The organism is Maribellus mangrovi, from assembly GCF_037646455.1.
Lineage (GTDB): Bacteria > Bacteroidota > Bacteroidia > Bacteroidales > Prolixibacteraceae > Draconibacterium > Draconibacterium mangrovi_A.
In genome coordinates this window covers 123,326-142,964 of record NZ_JBBIXN010000002.1, presented here as the reverse complement: position 1 = coordinate 142,964, position 19,639 = coordinate 123,326, and the positions used below count along the sequence as shown (strand labels likewise).

Annotated in this window: 15 protein-coding genes and 1 tRNA gene; 4 read left to right on the top strand and 12 right to left on the bottom strand. The window is 38.9% G+C overall.

All coding sequences use genetic code 11. The annotated features are described in order from the left end of the window. Together WFY05_RS08615 and WFY05_RS08610 are read left to right on the top strand one after the other, a co-directional pair. Positions 1-2,212 (top strand): DUF349 domain-containing protein (locus tag WFY05_RS08615; protein WP_340112397.1); only part of this gene is annotated, 2,212 nt, incomplete at its 5' end. A 495-nt stretch (positions 2,213-2,707) separates the two neighbouring features. Next, positions 2,708-2,781: transfer RNA gene (locus tag WFY05_RS08610), tRNA-Pro, on the top strand. Positions 2,782-2,906: 125 nt separating this feature from the next. Here WFY05_RS08610 and WFY05_RS08605 read toward each other — a convergent pair. Both WFY05_RS08605 and WFY05_RS08600 read right to left on the bottom strand, forming a co-directional pair. After that, on the bottom strand, positions 2,907-3,659 hold the full coding sequence (locus WFY05_RS08605) for a DUF1295 domain-containing protein (protein ID WP_340112396.1): 753 nt from the start codon (positions 3,657-3,659) through the stop codon (positions 2,907-2,909). A gap of 7 nt (positions 3,660-3,666) precedes the next feature. Further along, entirely contained in the window at positions 3,667-4,650 is a 984-nt protein-coding gene (locus tag WFY05_RS08600) for an NAD-dependent epimerase/dehydratase family protein (RefSeq protein ID WP_340112395.1), read from the bottom strand. Between the two features lie 173 nt (positions 4,651-4,823). On the opposite strand from WFY05_RS08600, the gene WFY05_RS08595 reads away from it, so the two are divergent. Continuing rightward, positions 4,824-7,658, top strand: coding sequence for a carboxypeptidase-like regulatory domain-containing protein (locus WFY05_RS08595; protein ID WP_340112394.1), 2,835 nt, complete (start codon positions 4,824-4,826; stop codon positions 7,656-7,658). Between the two features lie 79 nt (positions 7,659-7,737). Here WFY05_RS08595 and WFY05_RS08590 read toward each other — a convergent pair whose 3' ends face one another. The 3 genes from WFY05_RS08590 to WFY05_RS08580 all read right to left on the bottom strand — a co-directional run bounded on the left by WFY05_RS08590 (position 7,738) and on the right by WFY05_RS08580 (position 10,163). Continuing rightward, positions 7,738-8,307, bottom strand: coding sequence for a hypothetical protein (locus tag WFY05_RS08590; protein ID WP_340112393.1), 570 nt, complete (start codon positions 8,305-8,307; stop codon positions 7,738-7,740). Between the two features lie 87 nt (positions 8,308-8,394). Then, a complete protein-coding gene (locus WFY05_RS08585; protein WP_340112392.1) occupies positions 8,395-8,988 on the bottom strand; it encodes an SRPBCC family protein in 594 nt (197 codons plus the stop codon). A gap of 38 nt (positions 8,989-9,026) precedes the next feature. Next, on the bottom strand, positions 9,027-10,163 hold the full coding sequence (locus WFY05_RS08580) for a sulfotransferase family protein (protein ID WP_340112391.1): 1,137 nt from the start codon (positions 10,161-10,163) through the stop codon (positions 9,027-9,029). Between the two features lie 114 nt (positions 10,164-10,277). Between WFY05_RS08580 and WFY05_RS08575 the strand changes: the two genes are divergently transcribed. Next, a complete protein-coding gene (locus WFY05_RS08575) occupies positions 10,278-11,162 on the top strand; it encodes a DUF1295 domain-containing protein (protein ID WP_340112390.1) in 885 nt (294 codons plus the stop codon). A 56-nt stretch (positions 11,163-11,218) separates the two neighbouring features. Here the strand turns inward: WFY05_RS08575 and WFY05_RS08570 are convergent, their stop codons facing one another. From WFY05_RS08570 to thrS, 7 genes are all read right to left on the bottom strand, one after another. Next, the gene (locus WFY05_RS08570) at positions 11,219-11,950 is read right to left on the bottom strand and encodes an outer membrane lipoprotein-sorting protein (RefSeq protein WP_340112389.1); all 732 of its coding nucleotides are present in this window, start codon (positions 11,948-11,950) and stop codon (positions 11,219-11,221) included. Positions 11,951-11,954: 4 nt separating this feature from the next. Beyond that, complete coding sequence (locus WFY05_RS08565; protein ID WP_340112388.1) at positions 11,955-14,222, bottom strand: efflux RND transporter permease subunit; 2,268 nt, start codon at positions 14,220-14,222, stop codon at positions 11,955-11,957. Positions 14,223-14,458: 236 nt separating this feature from the next. Then, a complete protein-coding gene (locus tag WFY05_RS08560) occupies positions 14,459-15,787 on the bottom strand; it encodes an MFS transporter (RefSeq protein WP_340112387.1) in 1,329 nt (442 codons plus the stop codon). Positions 15,788-16,014: 227 nt separating this feature from the next. Next, positions 16,015-16,359 (bottom strand): 50S ribosomal protein L20, encoded by a 345-nt coding sequence (gene rplT, locus WFY05_RS08555; RefSeq protein WP_340112386.1) that lies wholly within the window; start codon positions 16,357-16,359, stop codon positions 16,015-16,017. A 123-nt stretch (positions 16,360-16,482) separates the two neighbouring features. Beyond that, positions 16,483-16,671: a 50S ribosomal protein L35 gene (gene rpmI, locus WFY05_RS08550; protein ID WP_437127407.1), complete on the bottom strand. Its 189-nt coding sequence runs from the start codon at positions 16,669-16,671 to the stop codon at positions 16,483-16,485. 106 nt (positions 16,672-16,777) lie between these two features. Continuing rightward, positions 16,778-17,332 carry a translation initiation factor IF-3 gene (gene infC / locus WFY05_RS08545; RefSeq protein ID WP_340113277.1) on the bottom strand — a complete coding sequence of 185 codons (555 nt, stop codon included), beginning with the start codon at positions 17,330-17,332 and terminating at the stop codon, positions 16,778-16,780. 24 nt (positions 17,333-17,356) lie between these two features. Continuing rightward, entirely contained in the window at positions 17,357-19,306 is a 1,950-nt protein-coding gene (thrS, locus tag WFY05_RS08540; protein WP_340112384.1) for a threonine--tRNA ligase, read from the bottom strand. Positions 19,307-19,639 lie beyond the last annotated feature (333 nt).

The window sequence follows — 19,639 nt, the reverse complement described above, 5'->3', positions numbered from 1 at the left end:
GGTTCCTGAATCAGTTCCGGTGATTGAAGAGACTTCAGAAAAAGAAGTACCGGCTGCCAAAGAAGAGGAAAAAACTGATAAAGAAGAAAAAGATACCGAAGAAAAAGTTCCTATTGATACAGTTCCTGAGTCAAAACCGGTGATTGAGGAGACTTCAGAAAAAGAAGTACCGGCTGCCAAAGAGGAGGAAAAAACTGAGAAGGACGAAAAAGATACCGAAGAAAAAGTTCCTATTGATACAGTTCCTGAGTCAAAACCGGTGATTGAGGAGACTTCAGAAAAAGAAGTACCGGCTGCCAAAGAGGAGGAAAAAACTGATAAAGAAGAAAAAGATACCGAAGAAAAGGTTCCTATAGATACGGTTCCTGAGTCAAAACCGGTGATTAAGGAGACTTCAGAAAAAGAGGATTCGGCGGAGAAAAAAGAAGACAAGAAAGCGGAGAAGCAGCCTAAAGTTGAAGCGCAGAAAGAGAAAAAGCCGGAAAAGCCGGATTACACCAAATCCACGCAAATCGAGCTTGTTAACACCATGCGTGATGTTCTGGAAGAAAGCGATGATCGTGATATTAAGAGCGATATAGAGGCCATAAAAGCTGCATTTTACAGAAATATAAAGGAAAATGCCGAAGCCGCCAAAAAGGAATTTATTGATGGGGGTGGGGCAGAAGAGGATTTTAAAGCTGAAGAGGATCCGTATGAAAACGATATAAAAGATTTACTCAAGAAATACAGGCAAATCCGTATTGAATACAACAAAAAACTGGACCAGGAAAAAGAAGAAAACCTCAAAAAGAAATACGAGGTTATCGAAAAAATTAAAGGCTTAATTAATAATGAAGAGTCAATTAATAAAACCTTTAATGAATTTCGTGCACTGCAACAGGAGTGGCGTGAAATCGGACTGGTACCGCAGTCGAAAATGAAGATGTTATGGGATACGTACCACTTCAATGTCGAAAATTTTTACGATTACATAAAGATCAACCGCGAACTGCGCGATCTCGATCTGAAAAAGAACCTGGAAGCCAAGATAAAACTCTGCGAAAAAGCCGAAGAATTGTTGCTCGATTCATCAATTATCCGGGCATTTAATACGCTGCAGAAATATCACGAGCAATGGCGTGAGATAGGTCCGGTTCCGCGCGAACAGAAGGATGATTTATGGGAGCGTTTCAAAGCCGCTACCACAACGATTAATAAAAAGCACCAGGCCTTTTTCGAAGACCGCAAACTGGAACAAAAGAAAAACCTGGAAGCGAAAACTGCCTTATGTGAAAAGGTTGAAGCCATTGACATTGATGCAATAGACTCGCACAAAGAATGGGACAAAACATCGAAAGAGCTCATTCAGTTGCAGAAAGTTTGGCGCACCATTGGTTTTGCTCCACGAAAAGACAACAATAAAATTTATGACCGTTTTCGTTCGGCCTGCGATAAATTTTTCGATGCAAAACGGGCGTTCTATGCTAAAAACAAAGAAGAGCAGCAGAATAATTTGCAGCTAAAGATAGATCTTTGTATGCAAGCTGAAGACCTGAAAGACAGCACCGATTGGAAAAAAACTACACAAGATCTCATTCAGATTCAAAAAAAGTGGAAAGAAATTGGTCCTGTGCCACGGAAACAATCCGAAAGTATATGGAAGCGATTCCGCACAGCTTGCGATTATTTCTTTGATAAGAAGTCGGAACATTTCTCGGAAATGGATAGCGAGCACGAAGATAACCTGAAATTAAAAGAAGAATTAATAAAAGAAATTAAGAACTTCAAGTCTTCTAAAGATGTAGAAGCCAATTTGGAGAAACTCAAGGAATTCCAGCGTCGCTGGGCCGAAATTGGTCATGTTCCGTTCAAAAAGAAAGACGAGATTTTAAGCGAATTCAAGGAAAGCATCAATAAATTATATGATAATTTGAAAATTGATGACGAACAACGTAATTTGCTAAAATTCAGAACAAAAATGTCGTCGTATTCTGAAACTTCACGGGGACAAAATAAAATGCGCTTTGAACGAGATAAATACATGAATAAGATGAAGCAACTTGAAAACGACCTGGTATTGCTGGATAACAATATTGGTTTCTTTGCGGAATCGAAAAATGCTGAATCGCTCATTAAAGACGTTCAGAAGAAAATAGAAATGACCAAGCAAAAAATCGAATTGCTAAAGGAGAAAATCAGAGTCATTGATGAAGTAGACGAAGACGAATAAAATATGAAGCCGGTTTTAACCGGCTTTTTTTATTTCAATTTTAATGCGCTGAGAATCGCTTAAAAATATTTTTTCGCACAGATAATCAGGATAAGGAAATTTAAAGGCGTGGATTTGCATGTTTATTTTACCTGAGCAGTAATAAGCAAAGACAAACGAAACTCGAGCGCATACATAGTGAATTATAGGAAAAACATTTGCCAGGAAAGTCAGTGCTAACTTTTACATAAAATCCGAGCCGATATTTGCCGGTACCCGCCAAATATCTGATTTTATGCAAATCCCGAAAATTCGGGAACGTATTATGCCAGGAATTCCAAAATATGATATAAACATCTTTGTCTTATAATTTGTATTATGTTAATTTATATATGTGTGAAAAATATTGGGTTTTATCGTGTAATTGCTTTAGGATTCCCTATTGTACAAAGTAAAATTTCATTATTTTTGTGAACGATTATTAAAAACGACATTGTGCGTTAATTGTAATCACCTCGGGATGTAGCGCAGTCCGGTAGCGTACTTCGTTCGGGACGAAGGGGTCGCAGGTTCAAATCCTGTCATCCCGACAAAACCAATAACCTTTCACAAATGTGAAGGGTTTTTGTTTTTTTACAGCCTTTTTTAAGGAGCTTATTTTAAATTTGACATCTCATATCTAAAAGAACATTTCTACTTTTAAAATCCCAATGAATTATAACAGATATGGTACCAAAGCCTTTCTTTTTGAAGGATAATCCGGGAAATGCTTTTGATACCATTGATGATGGTCCAATGCACGGGGAACCAGGTTTACTAAAGTCCAGATCAAAAATGCGAACGCGGGTAAACTTGAGGTCACAATTAAAAATCCTGTCCAGGTAATTATTTCACCCAGATAATTTGGACACGAAATCAGTTTAAAAAATCCCCCGTGTGGTATCCGATAGCCTGCAGTATTATCCTTTCGAAGCTGAATAAGCAGCCAGTCGTGGTACTGATTGATAAGAAAACCGGACAAAAATACGATTCCACCAATAATTAAACGTGCGTTTAAAATAACCTTGTCAGTTCCATCCGGAACAAAATAAGCCAACCAATAACCATTGAAGAATCCATTAATGGTGTTAAACAAAATGGCGGAAAAGACAATTACCAAAGGCATCATTTTCCCTTTGGTTTTTAATCTGAATGGAAATATAATTGATCGGTGAATATAGTGTATCGCCCACAATACAACAGCCGCAGCTACAGTTTGATTTTTAAAATCAGAAAAACTTACAAAATAGCCAAAAACAAGTAAGGCCGGTAATTCCATTAAAAACCAGCCGGCCCGATTACGAATAACAGGCCCCCACCCTTTTGTTGCATGTCTGCCATATGGTTGTTTAACTTTTAGGAGTACAGGAAATATTACCAGTCCAATACCAATCCACAACCAACAAAACAGGTTAAATTTTTCGTGCAAAATCATTTTAATTTATGTAATCGTTTTGTTTATACCATTCAAAAGTATCCCGAAGCGATTCTTCCAGTTCCCGCGAATTATATCCGAGTTCATCGCGGGCTTTCTCACACGAAATGTTGGAAGGTGCGCTTAGCAGTAATTTTAACGACAGGCAGGTAAACATTGGCTTTGCATTGGTCACCAGGTAATAAAGCTGATAAAACGGGCAAATCAGTCGGACGATATAATCAGAAACCACGAATCGCGGAGGCTTATTTCCCGACATCTTTCCAATTAAAACAGACAAATCTTTTATCGTACAAAAATGACCTGAAAGAATATACCTCTCTCCACTTCTACCAGAATCAACTGATTGAATTGCAGCATCTACAACATCCCGAACATCAACCCAGTTATAACCACCCGGAATCAGCGCCGGAAATTTGTTTTTGTAAAGTTTTATAAGTGCCTGACCAAGGTATGATCCTCTGGAATCGTATGGGCCAAGCACTGCTGTCGGACTCAAAATTACGGCATTCAATCCTTTCAATACTGCCTCCATCACTAATCCCTCCGCCTTTGCTTTGGAAAAATTATAGATAGAATCCTTCTCCTCCGTAAGTGGACTTTCTTCGGTAATAACTTCACCTGTCTTGTCAATCTGAAAAGCATCGATACTGCTGAAGTGGACGAATTTCTTAACCCCCGCTTTTATGGCGGCTTCAAGCATATTCTTGGTCCCAGTAACATTGGTTTCAAATACCAACCTTCGGCGCCGGTTATCAATTGATATCAGAGCGGCACAATGATAAACTACATCAACACCCTTACAAAACGATTCAAGTGATTCGGGATCCAGAATATCTCCGTAAAACACTTCAATTCCCGGATCGGCTAACTCGTATTCAGACTTGTGAACAAGAACTTTCACCTCAGCATCCTTTTTTATCAGTTCACGAACAAGACAATTTCCGATATGCCCGCTTGCCCCGGTAACAGCAACTTTTAGCATTGATTATATTTTAAGATATCTAAATCTACACTTTTTCGGGAAACAGTCAAAGGCTAATTGAATGCTCCCGTAATTTACTCCTATGTGTATTTACAAATCAGAATATTGCAAGATTCTAAAAACTATCTTTATCATATATTTTATATATTGGTAAATATTTCATTCGAGTGACTATGAAAATTAGAAATGTCCTTTTATTTTTCTCTTCCCTCATTTTGTCCTCAGCATCAATTTCAGCCCAGGAAAATTATACAATCAAAGGACATGTATCGGACATCAAATCGGAAGAATCCCTGATTGGGGTTCACGTAGTTGTCAAAGACAATGTTTATGGCACCATCACAGGCAGCGACGGAGATTTTGACCTTACAACAAAGCTAAAACCTCCTTTCTATATTGATATTTCTTACATGGGATTTGAAACCCAGGAAGTTTATGTAAGTGATGTGGATACTTTTCTTGACATAAAACTTAAAGAACAATATTTGCTGGGACAGGAAGTGGTTGTTTCCTCCAGCAGAATCGAAGAAAGTATTTTACAGGCGCCGGTAAGCGTGGAAAAGATGAATGCCAGGGATTTAAAACAGGTTTCGGCGGCCAATTTTTACGACGGGCTTTACCAGTTGAAAGGCGTTGATATGAATGTGCACGGCCTTACTTTTCGTTTGCCCAATACCCGAGGATTTAATGATTACACCAATTACCGCATGAACCAGATCATTGATGGTATGGAAAACGTTGCGCCCGGGTTAAGTTTCTCAGCCGGAAATATTTTCGGACTTTCTCCAATTGATGTGGAAAGTGTTGAAATGGTAGTAGGTGCTTCCTCCGCGCTTTATGGGCCGGGTGGTGTAAACGGTACGTTGGTTATGAAAAGCAAGGGCCCATTTTTGTATCAGGGTTTATCCGTTTCGCTGCAGTCAGGAATTATGAATATTGCTGAAAGCACGCTGGATCACCCAACTCCGATGTACGATGTAAATATACGGTATGCAAAAGCATTTAGTAACCGAATGGCGGTCAAGGTGACCGGCTCTATTCTGAACGCTACCGACTGGCAGGCATCGGATGTTCGAGACCGTTCTGATTTGAATAACCCCGGTCTGAACCGGCTAACAAATCCGGGATACGACGGGGTAAATGTCTATGGCGATGAAACCCTCGTTTCTCTGAACCTAAAAGATGTTGGGCCACAAGTGATTAATGGAATAGCTGAATCGCAAGGGATTCAATCGGGCACGCCCGAATACGACGAATTGTACAACAGGGCAATCCCCTATTTCCCCGACCAGTTGGTAACCCGAACAGGTTGGCTTGAAAAGGATCTGGCTGAAGATAAAACGAAAAATCTGCGAATTGGAGGTTCATTGCATTATTTTATTACCGAAAGAACAGAATCGATTATTCAGGCTAATTATGCACAGGGAACCAGCGTTTATACCGCACAAAACAGGTTTGCCGCGCGGGAATTTTATATTTTATCGGGTAAAATCGAAATTAATAATCCGAATTATTATGTACGGGCCTGGAGTGTAAGTGATAATGCGGGATCGTCATATGACATTGGTGGTACAGCATTATTGATGAACGAAGGATGGAAGCCTTCTGAAACCTGGTTCCAAGACTACCTTGCAGCCTACACACAAACGACGCTTGTTGGTGGAAACATGAATGAGGCCCATAAATTCGCCCGGCTGGTAGCTGATAACCGTGACCCGGTAACCGGAAAAATATTTGATAACTCGAAGCCTGCAATACCTGAAAGCAGTTCACCCGAATTCAATTCACTTTTCGAGAAAATAACCAGTACTCCGTTAAATGAAGGTGGTGGACAGGTATTCGATCAAAGTAAAATCTTTCAGGTGGAAGGAATGTACGATTTTACCGACATCATCCAATTCATGGAGATGCAGGTCGGGATGTCGCACCGCTGGTATGTAGTGAATAGTAACGGAACTATATTTGCCGATGAACCCGGAGATCCAATAATTATCAATGAATTTGGCACATTTATTCAGATCAATAAAAATCTTCTGAATGATTATTTAAGGTTGACCGGAACTTTCAGGTACGACAAAAATGAAAATTTCGAAGCTCAGTATACCCCGCGTTTTTCGGTCATTCTGTTTCTAGATGATAAAAAAGAACACAGTTTCAGGGGAACTTACCAAACAGCTTATCGCTTTCCTTCTATTTCAGACCAGTGGGTAGACCTTTACACAGGGGTTTTCAGAACAGTAGGCGGCATGCCGCAGGTACAGGAAAAATACAACTTTAACACTATTCCATTATACCCAATGTCAGGGCGTAATCCAATAACAGATAAACCGGTTACCGAAAACGGGCCAATTACGCTTCCCGGATTGAGACCTGAAAAGGTAACTTCCACCGAGATCGGTTACAAAGGTTTATTCCTCGGGAAAAAGCTCTTTTTGGACACCTATATTTACTACAATAAATACAAAGGTTTTGAAGCTTCTTGGTTGCTGGCACAACTGGCTGAGGATGCAGGAACGGAGAACGATTTGTTATACAATACGTTTTTCACAACAGATGAACCGGTTTCTTCTTACGGCTGGGCTGTCGGACTTGACTATATGACGCAAATAGGTATCCTTATCAGGGGGAATGTTGCCAAAAATAAATTGATCGAAGGTATTGAAATCCCGGGGGTTGAGTCACGTTTCAATACACCCGAATACCGAACGAATATTTCATTAGGACATTTTGCTATTCTTCCAAACCTGGGATTTAATGTTAACGTCCACTGGCAAAGTAAATTTACATGGGAATCCAGTTTTGGGAAAGGTGAAATACCCGCATTCACTACATTGGATGCACAGATTTCTTACAAAGTACCTCTTATCAAAACTACATTCAAACTTGGTGGATCAAACATTCTGAATAACTATTACACCACCAGTTTTGGGAGTGCACAAATTGGAGGACTATATTACATTAGTTTGATTTACGAAGATATTTTGGGCTACCTGGAGAAAGAAAGATAAAGCAGCTAAACCTTTTGTTTTTAGCTTTGAAAAAAAACACCGAAAAGTTTCGGTGGTTCGATTAATTATATTCTTGGGATTATTGTTTACTAAACTGTATGGAAAATTTCACTATGAAAATATCCGGGTTTCCATCGGCCAGTGTTAACGGTGCAATCATTGCAGCAACCATCTCTTTAGGTAAAGGAACACTGGTGTTACCAGATAAATTCGATCCCGCTGCAGCTATATTGGTAACACTTAGAGAATAACCTGTTGGCGACGTAGGAATTGCTGCACTGTTCATATTCAGCTTTAATTCGGTATCCGATACTTCTTCCCATGTTCCGGCGTCTAACTCATTTGCTCCTTCGCAACTCATTGCTAACTTGCCACCATCTCTTAACTCAACCCACGATTTATCAGCAGAAGAACAGGTAACCGAACCTAATAAAGCATTTTGAATTGCTGGGGTTATATCAGTATCTACATCTACCGGTATATCGCCTATATTAGTTATTACCGTAAAAGATTCACTAACAGCAGCGTTACTTATTACATAGTTACCTACAAATGGAGATACTTCCTCGTTATCGTCATCATTACAACCGCTAACAAAAACTAAAGAGGCAATCAAAGCGAATAGAAATTGAGATTTTAGAATTTTCATAATATTTAAATTAATGGTTATTGACTATTTGTGACAATTTAAGGATAAAAACTTTAACTCAAATCAAATTAAAAGATATAGTACTTTTTATTTATCATTTACTAAACGCAATTTCAGGTTCCGCATTGTATTAAAAGGATGCGATACTACAAATTGATTGGCAAGAACTGCAGGTATGTTGCCTCCCGGCTCACCGTGAAACTGATAAGTAATAGTAACTGTGTTCGAATCTGACTCAATCAGTTCCCAAAAACCGGTTCCTTCCCGCATTCTTACTATGTTTTTTTTCTCTTCTATATAATCCGGTAAAGGCTCTAAACGTACTATTGCATAATTACCCTCACTGTTAACTTCTGTTGTCTGTTTGTAAATCCCGTCTCGATCCCTGACCGTGAAAGGTCCCTTGGTTTGAATATAATGAATATCGAAATATTCTCCTCTTTTTTCAAGTAGCACAGGATTTATACAATCGGCATAAAGGAGGTCATAATTTTCTACATCGAGAATTACATCCAGTACTTGTTTCAAATCCGCATTGTTTACTTCCATTATGGCTTTAAACTCGAGAAAAGATGATCCGTCTACATTTCTTGTGTAAACTTTGATATCATCTTTATCTTTTTTCAAATGCCATTTGGCATCGGCTTCGATATTTAGAACCAATAATAAAAGTATGGCCACATTTTTTATCATTATCCTCCTAAAACTTTATTGTTTGTTCATGTATCATGTTTTTCCTCTTCGGTTTTGAAATCATATGGAAGGGAATAATTGTATGCATCAATATATTTTCCCCAATGATTTTTGATTTCTTCAATAGTTCTGGCGTCCATGCTATATCGATTCTTCTTGTAACTTTTCTGAACATTAGCGTACTTTTTGATATGTGGCTCTACCATGTTGAAATCTTCTTTTAACAACTCATCGTAAATTCTTTTGATCTCTTCTACCGGATTTATCTCAAATTCTTCAAATCTTATTTCCATCAGATTCCCGGGTGGTATAAGCGATTTATGTTTTTCATACAATTCCATTAACCCGGAATATACCTTAAAGATCATTTCATCGATCATTTCATTGCTGGTCTCGTGCAACCATAAGGTCGGAAACAGTTGACGGAAAAACTTTTGGGTTGAAAGAAAAACAGTATACGGATTTCGATAGATAAACAGAAATTTTGCATCGGGGTACAGCTTAAGTAGCTTATCTATCCTTCCAGTATTCACCGGATTTTTAATAACCACTCTGTCTTTGCCGGTATTCAGAAGGGCTTTTTTTATGAGTCTGTCATATTTTTTGAACCATGTCTTTATTTCCTTATTGCTGAGTCCTTTATGGAGAATTGCACGTTCAAAAAACTCCCAATAGTTTTCGGGGAAGTAGAAAAAATTGTAATACGCGTTGGATTGGCAATTGCACAAAGCAAATTCGTCTTCCTGTGGCAAATCTACGCCGAGTTTAACATTATCGGTAGGTCTTTTATCAGGAATATTTATCCTCATAAATGTTTTGAAAATCCACTTACTCGAAAGATTATTCGGGAACAAAGATTGGTAAGTTGTAACAAATCCTATCGTGGGATCTTTTGACAACATATTTTGCAAAAGTGTGGTTCCACTCCTCCAGTGACCCAATATAAAAACTGGAGGCTTCTTAAACCTGATTTTTCTGATTCTTCTGTTATACACATAGAACTCCCATAACTGGAAAGGTGTGGAAATGATGATGATAAGCGCAGTTAAAAACAGTTTCCAGTAAAACCGTGGTGAAATATTACCTTTCCGAAGTACTTTAAAATAATTGAATAGTGTTGAACCTGCCAAGGTTGAAACTGGCGGTATTTTAAATTCATTCATACAATGCCAATTTTCAATATGTAATTTATTCAATCTATTTTTTAATTGCTATTTTTCAATTGAAAATCAATGTTAAATAAACGTAATTCATTGAGAAACATATAACTGCACACCATGAAATATGACAAAATACGAATTGCTTCTCTTGCTGCGGTATTTTTGATTTACCTGTTTTCATTTTTCCTGCTCTACGTTTTGTTCCCTCTGATCCCCTTTGAAAACAGCATGCTTAAGGTATTAACAGCTGATATTGTTGCAACAATTGTAGTTTTTGTTTTTAGTTTGATCTTTAAAAATTCAAGTATCTACGATCCATACTGGAGTGTTGTCCCTCCAATAATTGTGGTCTTTCTACTGGGAAGATTCTCCGATGGTAATAATTTGCGGCAAGCCATAATTATCTTTCTTGTTTTGTTATGGAGCCTTAGGTTAACACTGAACTGGATTAGGGGGTGGTGTGGTTTAAAACACGAAGACTGGCGTTATACTTTAATTGCAAAAAAAACCGGAAGAATGTATTGGCCGGTAAGTTTTCTTGGTATACATCTGGTTCCAACTTTGTTTGTTTATTTGGGATGCCTGCCTTTGTGGTACAGCCTGCCTCAAAATAGTCCTTTAAATATTCTCGATATTTTTGCTGCTATTTTTACCCTGGTAGCAATCGTTACCGAGTGGAAAGCCGATGAACAGTTAATCCGCTTCAGGAAAAGCAACTCTAATGACAAATTCATGCAATCCGGTTTATGGTCCATTTCAAGACACCCAAATTATCTTGGGGAAATCAGTTTTTGGTTGGGGATGTTTTTATTTGTCTTGTCTTCATCAAGATTTCAAAATTATGAAGGTTTGTGGACAGGAATTGGTTTTATATCAATGATGGTTTTGTTTACGTTTATCAGCATCCCTTTGATGGAAAAAAGAAATCTTTCGCGAAAACCCGGTTACGATGAGTATGTAAAAAACGTGCCTGCTCTGATTCCACGGTTCTTTAATAAGTAACTTACGAGTACAATTACATGCTATCCCAGCTTGTAGCATTCAGGTCAAGACACGTCCTATTTATCTTGTTTCATATTTTCCACATCGAAAATATCATCCGAAAGTCCCTGGTCGAATTTAATCCTTGAAAGATTGATGATGGTTGAATGCTCCTTTTCCAGATCTTTCATAATCACCTCTTTTGCATTCCAGTAATTACCCACCTTTTCATACTTATAACTGGCGTCTTTAAACATTCTGCCCTGTCTGTTATAATACTTCATCCAGATCGGGTAACCGTTTGCTTTATCTACTCTAAGAAGCACTTTCGAATAAATCGATTTTTCATCTTTTGGAATGAGCAACAAGACATAATCGTTTTTACCGACACTTTCCATACTGGGAGTAAAGTTGTCCGAGTAGGAAGAAATGTTCATATCCTCAAAAGAAAAATCCGTCCCCGTAAAAGACTGACTTTTTGATAGTAATGATATCTTTTTGGGTTTAGCAAATGCCGGCATGCTCATCCACATCACACCACCGGGAAGCGACAAAGTGGCTATACCTGCCTGCGATTCCGGTTTGGTGTAACGGTAAAGCTTTTTATCCGTGCCTTTCTGAAATATTTCTGCCTCCCGGACCTTTTCATCTCCATTTTTATCAACAAGTGTAATGGTAATGGTTCCGACCCTGTCTTTGGCCGAAAACATTACTTTATCCATTTTTTCTAAAATCGCCTTTGCATCATCCTGGGCCATGGCCGGGAGCATATAAATCACGAGGAACAAACTTGCAAATAAATACTTCATCACCTTATGAACTTTTCCTATTTGTAACAATTTTATTTCCTTTTCGGTTTGAAATTACCAGTATAGAAGGCAGCAAAGTCATTGCCCCTAATCCTGAGCCAACCATACTAAGTGAAACAAGCAAACCAAAATATTCCAAAGGTACCATTTCCGAAAAAAGCAAAACCAGGAAACCGGCCGAAACTGAAAAAACATTGATAATGATTGCCCTGCCACTGATCTCAATTGTTTCGTTAACAGCCTCTGAAATAGTTTCACCATTGTTAATCGCCTTTTTAAAATGTGTTATAACATGAATAGAATAATCGATTCCGATACCAACTGCAACACTGGCTACCAACACAGTTCCTATGTTTAAGGGAATTTTAGTAAAACCCATAAATCCGAATAAAATAATAATGGAAGCTATAATAGGTAATGCTGCAAATATGCCTGAAACCAGTGACCGAAGTACGATACCAACAATAAGAATAACAAAAAAGATAGCAATAAGCAAGCTGCCAATCTGGCTGTTTATTAGGCTTCTATCCATTTTTACATCGATAAAAGGCATGCCGGTAATCTGAATCTTGCAATCATCGTCTGAATTCTCATCAATAAATTTCTGCATATAATTGGCGAATATCTCTTTCGCTTCATTATCCGAAGAAACAAACTTTGAAATAATAACGGCCTCGTCAAGTTCCGGAGATACAAACTTTTGAATATTTTCATTTCCATCCAATAAAAACCAAAGTTGTTCAACAATCTCCTTTTCATCCGGAATTTTTTCGCCCTCTCCAAAAGCACCGTTTATAGCAATCACGAGATCGGCAACTGACTGTGTTGAAATAATATTCGGGTCCTTTTTCATGTACTCTTCCATCCTTACCATGGTTTTTAACACTGTCGGATCCAGGATATCTCCTTCAAAATGAACGAATACCGGTTTTGTGCCACCAAACTTTTCAGTCATTATATCCTCAGCAATTCGGGTAGGATTTTCTTTTTTAAAATAATTCCTGATATCAACATTTCTTTGAATCATGGTAATACCTGTAACAGCGGCTAAAACCAGAACAATCCAGATCCATAAAATTTGTTTAGGAGAACGGATGAGTACCTTTTTTAAAATATCCAGCAAAAAATTATGTATTTGAGTGTTCAGAAAAATCTTCTTCGGCGTTTCTTTTATTTTAATTTTGGTGTAAAAAGATGCAATGGCCGGTACAAAAACCAGCGACAAAAACACTGCAAAGAAAGTACCTAATGCAGTAAACAGTCCAAAATCACGGATCATTCGAAGATAAGCCCCAAAAATAAACGAAAGGAATCCGGCCATTGTAGTCAGCGCAGCCAGTATTACAGGCATGACAACGCTTTTAAGGGCAACAGAAATTGCCTGCTCCGGGTTGAATTTCCGGATATGATCAATCCAGTGGATTACGTGGATGGCATAAGCACTGCCAACCGCCAGTAAAATTATTGGGATATTATTTGATACCATCGACATTTCGAATCCGAGCAACGACATTGTACCAATTACCCATATAACTGAAATAATACTCACCAATAAAGGCATGAATACTCCATTGAAAGAACGAAAACTCAGAAATAAAACTAATGCAATTACCACCAATGCAACGGGAAATAAAAGCGCCATATCCTCCGAGATCAGGCGGGCAATGGAGGTAATGAGCATTGGTGAACCAGCATAAAATATTTGTTCGCGTAAATTCATTCCCTGTGTTTTCTGCTCTACCATATATGCCACTTCCTGAATATCAGCTTCATCCGATAAAGTAAATATGATAATAGTTGCAGTCCCGTCATCAGAAACGATTGTTCCCCTGAACATTTCATTGGACAAGACCTGTTCCCGAAGTGCATTCAACTCCTGCGCAGTTTCAGGCAAAATATCTTCATCAACCAGATTGCCAATTTCAATCCCTTCCTGAGTTTCACGTATGCTAACCGTATTTGTCAGGCTCGTTACTGATGAAATATTTGGAATCTGTGCAATGGAGTCAGTTATCCGTTTTACATCCTGCAGTACTTCGGTCGTAAAAATATCTTCACTATCCAAAATCACCATTCCCAGCCGGTTTCCACCAAACTGTTCGCCAATTCTTTTTAGCAAAACCACATCTTTATCATCGTTTGGCAACGAACTGACTACATCAGAATTGATCTTAATTTTTGGTATTTGCAACCCCAAGAAAACAGTTGTTACTATTACAAAAACAGTAATAAACCATCTGAATTTTAGAACAAATTTTGAAAAAATCTCCATACAAACACCCTTAATATTGTTGCTCAAAATGATGTAACAAATCCAAAAATAACAATAAACTGAATCAGAAACATCTAAAAAACTGTTTATTACAAATATGAAGGCTTCACTTGAGTATACTTTAGCTGACTAGTCCTAAATAAGCGTTACAGATTATTTAGGACTAGACAATTTTCTATTAAAAAGAGCCCTTTACAAAATCTGCAAAGGCCCCTTTTTCATGCCTTGCAAATGTCTTATTGCTGCGCTGCGTTTTTCCTGTTAATGATTATGGAAAGTAGTATAAAACTAACAATTAAAATTATCGGTAAAACAGACATATTTCTTAATGTAATATGCGGACCGGCTGTTTCAATCGACTTTCCCATAATGGGCAAAACCATGGAAGTAGCAACAAAACCGGCACCACCCAAAATAGACATTCCCAGTGCACCGCTTTTCGGAATGTATTCTGATGCCACTCCAATCATGGTTGGCCAGAAGTAACACACTCCTACTGCAAATACAGCTGCCGATAATAAAGTTGCAGCAGGTCCGTGGGAAACACTTAATAATAGCAATCCTGCAGTGGAAAGAACGGCCGATCCAAGCAAAACTCCGGGCGGATTTAAGCGGTGAACCAAACTTCCTGCAAAATAACGCCCAACCGCCATAATTCCGGTAACAACAACCAAAATGATCATCGGACTGATACCGTTTGTTTCGAGTAAAGCATTGATCCACTGTGTGGTTCCAAGTTCAGTTGAAGCGGTAAGCAACATGCAGAAAAATACAAACGGAAACAGCAAACTAATTTTATTTATTGCTTTTCCTTCAATGAGAATGAATACGGCAACGATGCCTACAATTACAATGGGATAGGCATAATTTGAAGTTATAGCATCGGAAATTGATGAAATATTGGCCACCATGATCATAAATATTACAGCCAGTGTAATGGTTACGGGTGCACCGATATTTCGCATCATCTCTTTGTAACTCACACCCGAAGCAACACGCTCAGTCTCAGGAATTGGCTGTCCGAAGAATAAGAAACCGTACAGAGCCAGCGGAATAAATAAAATACCAACCAGGGCCTGCCACGGAAGGTTTATTTGGTCCATGATCAGCCAGGCCAGTACTCCGCCGATCACGATTCCGCCCGGGAACCAAACATGGAAACGATTAAGCATTTTGGTCTTATTGTTGGGGAAAAGCGTTGCTACCAGCGGATTACATGCTGCCTCCACACTTCCGTTACCAAGCCCGATAAAAACATTGGCAATAAAAAGCGAGGTATAGTCTTTCGACAGCAACAACAGAACAATTCCTATTAAATGCATTGCAAAAGCCAGCCACACAATGGTTTTGGTTTTCACAATATCAATAAAATAACCTCCGGCAAACATGGCCACTGCAAATCCCCAGAACGCCGGGGCAAGTGCCCGTCCGACTTCTTCTTTGCTCAATCCGTAATCGGTACTGAAAACGCCTTCGATTTTTGCTCTTATCGCAAAAGTAATTGCGGTTACGAGCAAGGCCAGACAACTCGCGATAAAAAGCCTTTTTTGATTTACTTCTTTCATACTTATTATTTTAGTTACAGGTTTAGTATTTCTTCTCCGTTTTATTGAGATCGCCGCTTGTTGTTCATACTGTTTCCTGAACTAAATAATAATGATGCAAGCCATGGCCAGTTCTAAGATACATTTTTTCTGATAAATAATGAATGAGAGGATATTTTTCATAAAAAAAGCCCGCCGGAAAAATCCAGCGGGCTTCGTATGTAGTTCACCTAAAAATTCTATAGTCTTTATTTTACTTTTTCAACGATTGCTTTGAACGCTTCGGGCTGATTCATTGCTAAGTCAGCAAGTACCTTACGGTTAATCTCGATATCGTTCTTTTTTAACAATCCCATGAATTGTGAATACGACATTCCCTCAAGGCGCGCGGCAGCGTTAATACGCTGAATCCACAATGCACGGAATGTTCTTTTCTTGGTTCTTCTGTCGCGATAAGCATACTGCTGGCCTTTTTCCCAGGTATTCTTTGCAACTGTCCAAACGTTACTACGCGCTCCGAAATAACCTTTAGTTTTTTTCAGTAATTTCTTTCTCCGGGCACGTGATGCTACATGATTTACACTTCTTGGCATACTTTTTACTTTTTTGATAATCGGCGCCCTCTGTCAACCGACAGAGATACTTAAAAGCACAATCATCTGGTTTATAACTTGTTTTACCTTAAAAAGGAATATACACGGTAAGCGCCTAAGCGATTACTTCATATTCAATAAAAGTTTAACGTTGCTTTCGTTTGTCTTATCGATAGTTGTCCAATAAGTCAAATTACGCTTACGCTTTTTGCTTTTTTTAGTCAGAATATGACTTTTGTAGGCGTGCTTCCTTTTAATTTTACCACTTCCGGTGAGTCTAAAGCGTTTTTTAGCTCCGGAATTCGTTTTCATTTTTGGCATAATTCCTACTAATTAAAATGTTATCAAAGAACTATATTTTATCCGGGTGCTTTTCGAATTACTTCGTTGGCACCCTGAAACAAGTCCCTTTCGGGCCTTATTTCTTTTTAGGTGAAATAAACATCGTCATTCGTTTGCCTTCCAGTTTAGGCATTTGCTCAACATTTCCAAGTTCTTCCAGTTCGGTTGCCAATCGCAGCAACAAAATTTCTCCCTGGTCTTTAAACAAGATCGACCGACCTTTAAAGAATACAAAAGCTTTTACTTTTGCTCCTTCCTTTAAAAACTTCTCGGCATGGCGTAACTTAAATTGAAAATCATGCTCGTCGGTTTGTGGTCCAAAACGTAATTCTTTTACCACAACTTTTGTGGTTTTGGCCTTCATTTCTTTTTGTTTCTTTTTTTGCTGGTAAAGAAACTTCGAGTAGTCGATGATTTTACAAACCGGCGGATCGGCTTTTGGCGATATCTCTACCAAATCCAATTCCAGTTCATCAGCTTTTTGCAGTGCTTCGCGCAAGGGGTAAATACCGGGATTTTCAATGTTATCCCCTACCAAACGTACCTGTGGCACTCTGATCTTCTGGTTAATCCGATGTTGTGGTTCTTGTTCCCTTCTCGGTTGAAATCTTCTTGGTCCTCTTCTTTTAATAGCTATTTTACGTTCCTCCTTAAGTTAGTTATACAATCCTGATAATTGTTCTCTTACTTCTTTATTTATGAATTCAGCAAATTCATCAATACTCATCGAGCCCTTATCTCCTTCACCCTGCCGGCGCACCGAAACCGATTCTGATTCTGCTTCCTTTTCGCCAACTATAAGCAAATAAGGAACTCTTTTTAATTCGTTGTCGCGTATCTTCCTACCAATCTTTTCGTTACGGTCGTCAACGACGGTGCGAATATCGTAATTATTTAGTAAATCTGAAACTTTTTTAGCATAATCGTTATACTTTTCACTTATTGGTAAAACGACTGCCTGCTCTGGTGTCAGCCACAATGGGAACTTACCGGCGGTGTGCTCAATCAACACTGCCACAAAGCGTTCCATCGATCCAAACGGTGCACGGTGAATCATTACCGGACGATGACGATTATCGTCTGATCCAATGTATTCAAGCTCGAATCGTTCGGGCAAATTGTAATCTACCTGAATAGTTCCCAACTGCCAGCTTCGTCCCAATGCGTCTTTTATCATGAAATCGAGTTTTGGTCCGTAGAAGGCCGCTTCTCCCAATTCAGTAACTGTATTAAGCCCTTTTTCTTCGCAAGCTTCTATAATTGCACGCTCGGCTTTATCCCAGTTTTCGGGTGTTCCTATGTATTTTTCAGGCTTCTCCGGATCGCGCAAAGAGATTTGTGCTGTATAATTTTCAAAGTCGAGTGCTTTGAAAATGATGAAAATGATATCGATAACTTTTTTAAACTCATCCTTTAATTGATCCGGGCGGCAGAAAATATGTGCATCGTCCTGGGTAAAGCTGCGAACACGCGTTAAGCCGTGAAGCTCTCCACTTTGTTCGTAACGGTAAACGGTACCAAATTCGGCCATACGCACCGGAAGATCTTTGTATGAACGTGGCCAGGCTTTATAAATTTCGCAATGGTGCGGACAGTTCATTGGCTTCAACAGGTACTCCTCCCCTTCTGCTGGTGTACTGATCGGCTGAAAGGAATCCTGTCCATATTTCTGAAAATGCCCAGAAGTTTTATACAACTTAACGTCTCCAATATGCGGAGTCATCACCTGTTCGTAGCCGTATTTTTTCTGTACTTTTTTCAGGAAATTCTCGAGTTGTTCGCGCAACTGTGCACCTTTTGGTAACCACAACGGAAGTCCCTGCCCCACCGAGTCAGAGAAAGTAAACAGTTGCATTTCTTTCCCTATTTTTCGGTGATCGCGTTTTTTAGCTTCTTCCAACATCACCAGGTACTCTTCCAGCATCTTCTGCTTCGGAAAAGTAACGCCGTAAATACGGGTTAGCATTTTATTGTGCTCATCGCCACGCCAGTATGCACCGGCAATCGAGGTAAGTTTAATGGCTTTTATGTAGCTGGTATTCGGCAAGTGTGGTCCTCGGCACAAGTCGGTAAAATTCCCTTGTTTGTATAGTGTAATGCTACCATCTTCCAGTTCACTGATCAACTCTTGCTTGAGTTCATCGTGTTTTTCGGTGAACATTTCCATGGCATCATCTTTCGAAATTTCTTCACGAACAATGTCGTTTTTCTGACGTGCCAGCTCGAGCATCTTTTTTTCGATCTTCTGCAAGTCTTTCTCCGAAATCACTTTGTCTTCCGGCAGATCCACATCGTAGTAGAAACCGCTATCAACAGTTGGCCCGATACCAAACTTAGTCCCCGGATAAAACGATTCAATAGCTTCTGCCATTAAGTGCGCCGACGAATGCCAAAATGTTTCTTTCCCTTCCCTGTCTTCCCACGTATTCAACTTAATGCTTGCATCGTGGTCAATTTTTCTGGTCAGGTCCCAAACCTGGCCATCAACAGTGATCGACAAAACATCTTTTGCCAAACTATTCGAAATGGATTTGGCAATTTCATAGCCATTTACCGCCTCTTCGAATTCGCGTATGCTGTTATCGGGAAGTGTAATTTTAATCATTCTCTGTTTTTACTTTTCAGACGCTGCAATCCTTATTATCGTTCAGCTTCACATAGCTTTCAACAAATCATTGAGCGAACAGTTTATTAATCTTCAATCTTACTAAAAAATTGGGTGCAAAGATAATGAATCCTTTAATATTTCAATATTCCGAAGAGTTTCATTCTGTTTATTTTAACCTAATTTTCAACACCCTGTATTTCATAAGTTATATGCTAAATTTACTTGAGTAAAATTTTGTTTTTAGAAGCTTTTCATTTCCTAAATACAAACCGACAAAGCACTTAGCATTCGTAACGTCCGGACAGCTTAATATTTTAAATTCAATCTAAA